The sequence below is a fragment of the Halomonas sp. A3H3 genome (assembly GCF_000982975.1).
Taxonomy (GTDB): Bacteria; Pseudomonadota; Gammaproteobacteria; order Pseudomonadales; family Halomonadaceae; genus Vreelandella; species Vreelandella titanicae.
In genome coordinates this window covers 5,315,391-5,321,939 of the sequence record NZ_HG423343.1, presented here as the reverse complement: position 1 = coordinate 5,321,939, position 6,549 = coordinate 5,315,391, and the positions used below count along the sequence as shown (strand labels likewise).

Below are 6,549 nucleotides of genomic sequence, written 5' to 3'. Positions count from 1 at the left end.
TTTGGTTCTGTGCCACGGGGCGCCGTTCCGCCGCCTCTCGCGGGTGCCTCGAAACGCTCGCGGAGCTCGCGTTCTCGTTAACACGCGCTACGATATGAGCACATATCTGGCTTTGTGGGTTTCGTAGCGCGGCGTAAGCGTCAGCGCACCCGCGAAAGCAGCGCGAAGCGTTGCCGGGGTTTGGTTCTGTGCCACGGGGCGTCGTTCCGCCGCCTCCCGCGGGTGCCTCAAACGCTCGCTGAGCTCGCATTCTCGTTACCACGCGCTACGGGTTCGTGCACAAAGCTGAAGGGTGGATTTTCGTAGCGCGGCGTAAGCGTAAGCGCACCCGCGAAAGCAGCGCGCAGCGTTGCCGGGGTTTGCCTGTGCAGGAGTTGGGCGTCTCCCGCGCAGCAGTGCTGAATAGGGGCTAGTGAGAAGGAGAAGAACTATCTTAATCAAGGATGTACCGTGAGTAGCCACACCACCTGGGTTGTTCTAAGCGAAGGGGCGCGGCCTACCGAGGATATCTATTTCTTGGCATCTGCTGCCCCTGGTCTGCGCAGTCGGGGCATGACGGTCGAACGTTTTGTCGCTTCCCGCTCTTTAGGAGCCAGTTGGGTACATGGCCGTTCTCTGCTGCGCCGTTACGCGGGGGCTAATCTGCTGCTTTGCCGCTCGCTACCGTTAGGTTGGCTGCGCTGGCTAGAACGTCACCGCGATGCTTTTGGCTATATTGCCTATTTAATCGATGATGATATTTTTGCGGCGTCCAATGACCCAACCTTACCGGCTGCCTACCGTAAGCGAATGGGTGGGATTGCTAAACATCAACCTCGCTTAGTGTCACTGGCTGATGAAGTGGTGGCCTCTAGCGAGCAATTGGCGCGCTGTTTTTTTAGCGAGCACGATAATGTTCAAGTGCTCACGCCACCTCTGATTACTCCTCTGCCTTCACTTCAGCATTTCTCGCAACCGCCATCTTCCAGCGCTAACTGGAAAATCGGCTTTTACGGCACGCGGGCGCATTTAGCTGACCTTATGCACATCGCCCCGGCCATAGAAGGCATGCAGTCCCAGCGTATGGATACCCAGGTGGAAATTATGCTGGGGCCACACACTCCAGAAAGTTTAATCACGCTGCCACGCTTAAACGCGCCTTGCCCCTTAGCCTGGGAGACGTTTAAGGTTTATCAACGAGAGCACCGCTGCCATATAGGCCTAGCCCCGTTGTTAAATACCCCGTTTAACCATGGCAAATCTTTCATCAAATTTTTTGATATTACCGCCATGGGCGGGGTAGGAATATACTCAAATCGTTACCCGTACACTGAGATTGTCCAGCACGGAAAAAATGGTTTGCTAGTCAATGATGCGCCCGTTGAATGGCGAAGTGCGTTAGAACACTTGTTAGAAAACCCCATAGCGGCTGCCAACATGGCTAAGCAAGCCGCTGTTGATGCAAAACGTATCGGTAACGTAGAAGCAGCTGTGCAGTTTTGGCTAAAACGTAGTGGTGCCGTGCCGCAATAAGATAAACAGGGAGAGGGAACCATGGAATCTACTGTTAAAGCTTTTTATGAAGAGCGACCCAGCGCTAACGTCGTTGGGGAGCGCGTGTCGTTTGGTACCTCTGGCCATCGTGGCCGCTCCATTGAGCGTACGTTTAATGCTTCGCATATTTATGCCATCACCCAGGCGGTGGTTGACTACCGGCGTGAGGCGGGCTATCAGGGGCCGCTGTTTTTAGGTTTCGATACCCACGCGCTTTCTCGCCCTGCCTGGGAGTGCGCGCTGCAAGTGTTGGCTGCCAACAAGGTGCCGGTATTTGTCGAGAAAGATCACGGCTACACCGCGACGCCGCTGATTAGCCAGGCGATCCTGCACCATAATAATCCCCATGACCTGGCGGCGCCCGATGTGGCGCTTGCGGATGGCTTAATCATCACGCCTTCGCACAATCCGCCGGAAGATGGCGGTATTAAGTATAATCCGCACCATGGTGGCCCCGCGGATACTGATGCCACCGGCTGGATTGAACTGCGTGCAAACGCTTACCTGCTGCGCCAGTTGGAAGATATACCCGCCGTGCCGGTGGATGAGGCGATTGCCCACGCCCAGGAGTACGATTTCACTGCGCATTACGTTGCCAAGCTTGGCAGCGTAGTGGATATGGCCGCTATTCAGGGCGCCAACTTAGCGTTAGGTGCTGACCCCATGGGCGGCACCGCGTTGCCGGTATGGCAGGCGATAGCGGCGCACTACGACCTGAATCTTGATGTCGTGAATACTATAGTTGATCCTGAGTTTGCGTTTATGCCGCCGGATCACGACGGCAAAATTCGTATGGATTGCTCTAGCCCGGCAGCAATGGCTAACCTACTCAAGGTTAAAGACCGCTTTGATATAGCTTTTGGCAACGACCCCGATGCCGATCGCCACGGTATAGTTGATGCCAGTGGCCTGATGAACCCGAACCACTTTTTGGCCGTGTGCATCGATTACCTGATCACCCACCGCCCAGAGTGGGCGGCTAGCCTGAAGATCGGCAAGACGTTGGTGTCCTCTTCCATGATCGACCGAGTGGTGGCTTCCCACCAGCGCGAGCTTTACGAAGTGCCGGTAGGCTTCAAGTGGTTCGTGGATGGCCTGCACGAGGGCTGGCTTGCCTTCGGCGGGGAAGAGAGTGCAGGCGCCAGCTTGCTAACCCGCGACGGTAAGGCGTGGTCCACCGATAAAGACGGCATCGTGCTGTGTTTGTTGGCAGCGGAAATTATGGCGGTCACCGGCAAAACGCCCAGCGAGTATTACCGCACGCTTACCGAGCGCTTTGGTGAGCCTTTTTACAAGCGCGTCGATACCGCCTGTTCACCCGAAGAGAAAGCGGCGTTTAAAAAGCTGAGTGCTGAGAGCGTGACTGAGAAAACTCTGGCAGGCGACGCTATCACCGCTGTATTGGTAGACGCGCCGGGCAATGGCGCTGCTATTGGCGGCATCAAAGTCACCACCGAAAACGGCTGGTTTGCCGCTCGGCCAAGCGGCACTGAATCGCTTTACAAGGTGTATGCCGAAAGCTTCAAAGGCGCACAGCACTTGGATGAATTGATTGGGAACGCCCAGGCATTGCTGGCTGGTGTGTTGAAATAGATTCTTTGAGGCCGTTTCATCCTTCGGCGGGCACCTTTAGTGGTGCCTGCTATGCTTTTTGAATTTGCTTCAAGTTGTTGTTTTATATTAATTTTAGGAATTATTTGGATGAAAATTGCCGTTGCAGGAACCGGCTATGTGGGGCTTTCCAATGCGATGTTGTTAGCGCAGCACCACGAAGTGGTCGCGGTGGATATCGTCCCCGAGAAAGTAGCGCTGTTGAACAATCGCCTTTCTCCGATTGAGGATGCTGAAATAGCGGCTTTTTTAAATCGTACTGACCTGAATTTTACTGCGACGCTGGATGCCGAGCAGGCTTACGCTGGCGCGCAGTTCGTGATTATTGCCACTCCCACTGATTACGATCCTCAAACCAACTATTTCAATACTAAAAGCGTTGAAGCTGTTATTGAGCAGGTCATGCAGATTAACCCTGAGGCGGTGATGGTCATAAAATCCACCGTGCCAGTGGGGTACACCAAAGGTGCCGCTGAACGCTTTAACACGCAAAACCTTATTTTCTCGCCTGAATTCTTACGAGAAGGAAAGGCGCTTTACGATAATCTTTACCCTTCACGCATTATTGTCGGGGAGCGTTCCGAGCGGGGTGAGACCTTTGCTGAACTCCTCAAGCAGGGGGCGATTGCCGAAGAAATAGAGGTATTGTTGACGAACAGCACCGAGGCCGAGGCAATCAAGCTGTTTGCGAATACATATCTGGCAATGCGGGTCGCTTACTTTAATGAATTAGATACCTATGCGGAAACCCATGGTCTTGATGCCAAGCAGATCATTCAAGGCGTTGGCCTAGACCCGCGTATTGGTAAGCACTACAACAACCCCAGCTTTGGGTATGGCGGCTATTGCCTGCCGAAGGATACCAAGCAACTGCTCGCCAACTATGCTGATGTGCCGAGTAATATGGTTCAGGCAATTGTAGATGCCAACCGCACGCGTAAAGACTTTATTGCCGAGTCCGTACTGCGCCGCAATCCGACTGTGGTTGGGGTTTACCGTCTCATCATGAAAACGGGCTCGGATAACTTCCGCGCCAGTGCCATGCAAGGTGTTATGAAGCGCATCAAAGCGAAAGGTGTGGAAGTGGTCGTTTACGAGCCGGTGTTGGAAGAAGATAAATTCTTTGGCTCAACCGTTATGCGCGATTTAGCGGCGTTTAAAGACAAGTGTGATGTCATCCTGGCTAATCGCATGGTCACTGAGCTTAGCGATGTGGAATCCAAGGTATACACCCGCGATTTGTTTGGCAGTGATTGAGAAGGTGGCTTTACGCTCGCTCAGCTCGCGTTCTTCGTTACCACGCGCTACGGTTTGGCTTCGGTGGCGTGATGACGTGCCATGGCCATGTGCACACATCCTTGGAATCCCCACCCTCATGTGTATGCGAGATTTAGTAGCGCGTGGTAAGCGAAGCGCACCCGCGGATGCATCGCGCAGCGGTGCCGGGGTTGGTGAGATGGTGATGTTGAAGCAATAATGTAGTTGGCTGTGAATGTGTTGGAGAGCCGTATTCGCTTAGGCTTATAAGTGACGATGTGCAAGGGGGTTGGTATGCTTCTAGCATCACTGCAAGAGATAATGAAGTGCCAACTCTACTTAATGAAAAAGGTTTCAAATTCTTTTTCTATGCAAATGAACATCCTCCGCCACATGTGCATGTGATGAAGGCAGGAGGCTGGGCTAAAATTGAGACTGAGACTAGTGTGGTAATTTATTCGTCACTAAAGAAGCAAGAGCTCAAGGAGTGTCTTGAGCTAGTAAGTTTGCATAGACAGGAATTTTTGGAGGTGTGGAATGACTGGTTTATCAGGTAAAGAAGTCCATTTTGACGACCATTATCTTCATGTCGAATTGAGTGATGGGCGGCGCATTTCAACGCCTATGAGCTGGTATCCAGAACTTGAGCAGGCCTCTGTGAAGGTCTTGCGGCATTACCTGTTTATTTGTGACGCCACCGGTATTGAATGGCCGGATATTGATTACCACTTGAGCATTGCTGCAATGCTGGAAACTCACTCTCAAAAGGTAGCGTAGAGCGAAGCGGTGCCGGGGTTGGCCCATGTAGGAAGGTTGGGGTGCCACTGGGCGTCGTTCCGCCGCCTCCCGCGGGTGCCTCGAAACGCTCGCTGAACTCGCTTTCTCGTTACCACGCGCTACGACAATCACTCGATTCCGGTGGCATCCCCACCTCAATGTGCATGCGAGATTTAGTAGCGCGTGGTAAGCGAAGCGCACCCGCGGAAGCAGCGCGAAGCGGTGCCGGAGTTTTCGCCATCACTCCCAATCCATATCGGCGACGTTGGGGGCTTGTTGGGTGCCCCAGTCGGGGGTGTACCAGCCTTTTTGTACGCATTGTTGAAAGCTTGACCATTCCCAGTCGCGGGGTGCTCTAGACCAGCCGTGTTTGACGGGGTTGTAATGGATGTAATCCATATGGCGTTGCCAGTCGTTTTCATCACGAATGACGTGTTCCCAGAAGCCGCGCTGCCAGACGTTATGGGTACCGGGCGGGAAGAAGAATTCCTGTGAGGCGTATTTTTTGATATCCCGCCAGCGTGAGGAGTAGTCCGCGTCGCCTTCAGGCAGTCTCCAGAGGCAGTGGAGGTGGTCGGGGAGCAGTACAAACGCATCCATTACGAAGGGGCGCTCTTCTCGAACTGTGCGGAAGGCACGACCAAGGGCTTCAATATTGAGACGATCCGCCAACAGGGGTTGTCGTGCGTAGGTGACGACTGTAAAAAAGTAGCAGCCGCCAGGAACATGCGCGCGTCGATAGGTTGCCACCCGTGCCTCCATGCAAAATAATTGGCTTATAAAGGCCCATTGTAGCGCATTGTTATTAGCGGTGGGGCAGCCTACGGCTTGCTTAGGGTGTCTAGCGGTACTTCCAAATACTGTGGCCGATTGAGCACGTTGAGCAGGACGATGGCGCGCTCTTCGCCTTTAAGGCGGGTGAAGATGGCTTCCAGGTCTTTGAAGGGGCCGTCGGTGATGGTGACTTTCTCGCCAGCGCTGAAGTAGGTGTGAATCCCTTCCTTGCTGTGCGGCTGAGCGCGTAGGGTCTCGACAAGCTGTGAGGGCACGGCGACGGGCCTGTCACCGAAGGTCAGCAGGCGTAGCACCCCGCGAGTAGAGCGAATCGGACGCCAGTTGCTGACCAACTGATCCAAACAGATAAACAGGTAGTAGGGGAAGAGCGGCTCGGTCACCGTGGTGAGCTTTCCCTGGCGCTTGCGTTGGCTCTTCAGGACAGGGTGAAATACCTCATAACCTTGGTTGGCGAGGTGTTCGGCAGCGCGAAATGATTCGCCCCCTTTGCACTGAATAACGTACCAGGCGGGCGTTGCTGCGCCCTCCTGGTCATTGTAAACATCCATGCCATCATCCTTGCGTCTGGAAAAGCGT

7 protein-coding genes are annotated in these 6,549 nt (G+C 53.9%); 5 read left to right on the top strand and 2 right to left on the bottom strand.

Translation table 11 applies throughout. The features are described 5' to 3' along the window. Positions 1-450 precede the first annotated feature (450 nt). The 5 genes from HALA3H3_RS24140 to HALA3H3_RS24120 all read left to right on the top strand — a co-directional run bounded on the left by HALA3H3_RS24140 (position 451) and on the right by HALA3H3_RS24120 (position 5,178). The gene (locus HALA3H3_RS24140) at positions 451-1,512 is read left to right on the top strand and encodes a glycosyltransferase family protein (RefSeq protein WP_022524104.1); all 1,062 of its coding nucleotides are present in this window, start codon (positions 451-453) and stop codon (positions 1,510-1,512) included. A 21-nt stretch (positions 1,513-1,533) separates the two neighbouring features. Continuing rightward, positions 1,534-3,126, top strand: coding sequence for a phosphoglucomutase (alpha-D-glucose-1,6-bisphosphate-dependent) (gene pgm / locus HALA3H3_RS24135; protein WP_022524103.1), 1,593 nt, complete (start codon positions 1,534-1,536; stop codon positions 3,124-3,126). A 108-nt stretch (positions 3,127-3,234) separates the two neighbouring features. Further along, positions 3,235-4,401, top strand: coding sequence for a nucleotide sugar dehydrogenase (locus tag HALA3H3_RS24130; protein ID WP_022524102.1), 1,167 nt, complete (start codon positions 3,235-3,237; stop codon positions 4,399-4,401). A 404-nt stretch (positions 4,402-4,805) separates the two neighbouring features. Further along, positions 4,806-4,958: a DUF4160 domain-containing protein gene (locus tag HALA3H3_RS27890; RefSeq protein WP_350340067.1), complete on the top strand. Its 153-nt coding sequence runs from the start codon at positions 4,806-4,808 to the stop codon at positions 4,956-4,958. Beyond that, complete coding sequence (locus tag HALA3H3_RS24120) at positions 4,939-5,178, top strand: DUF2442 domain-containing protein (RefSeq protein WP_022524100.1); 240 nt, start codon at positions 4,939-4,941, stop codon at positions 5,176-5,178. The genes HALA3H3_RS27890 and HALA3H3_RS24120 overlap by 20 nt, the downstream gene beginning before the upstream one ends. Positions 5,179-5,418: 240 nt before the next feature. Here HALA3H3_RS24120 and HALA3H3_RS24115 read toward each other — a convergent pair whose 3' ends face one another. Continuing rightward, positions 5,419-5,928: an REP-associated tyrosine transposase gene (locus HALA3H3_RS24115; RefSeq protein WP_022524099.1), complete on the bottom strand. Its 510-nt coding sequence runs from the start codon at positions 5,926-5,928 to the stop codon at positions 5,419-5,421. Positions 5,929-5,999: 71 nt separating this feature from the next. Beyond that, positions 6,000-6,521 (bottom strand): transcription/translation regulatory transformer protein RfaH, encoded by a 522-nt coding sequence (rfaH, locus tag HALA3H3_RS24110; RefSeq protein ID WP_022524098.1) that lies wholly within the window; start codon positions 6,519-6,521, stop codon positions 6,000-6,002. Positions 6,522-6,549 lie beyond the last annotated feature (28 nt).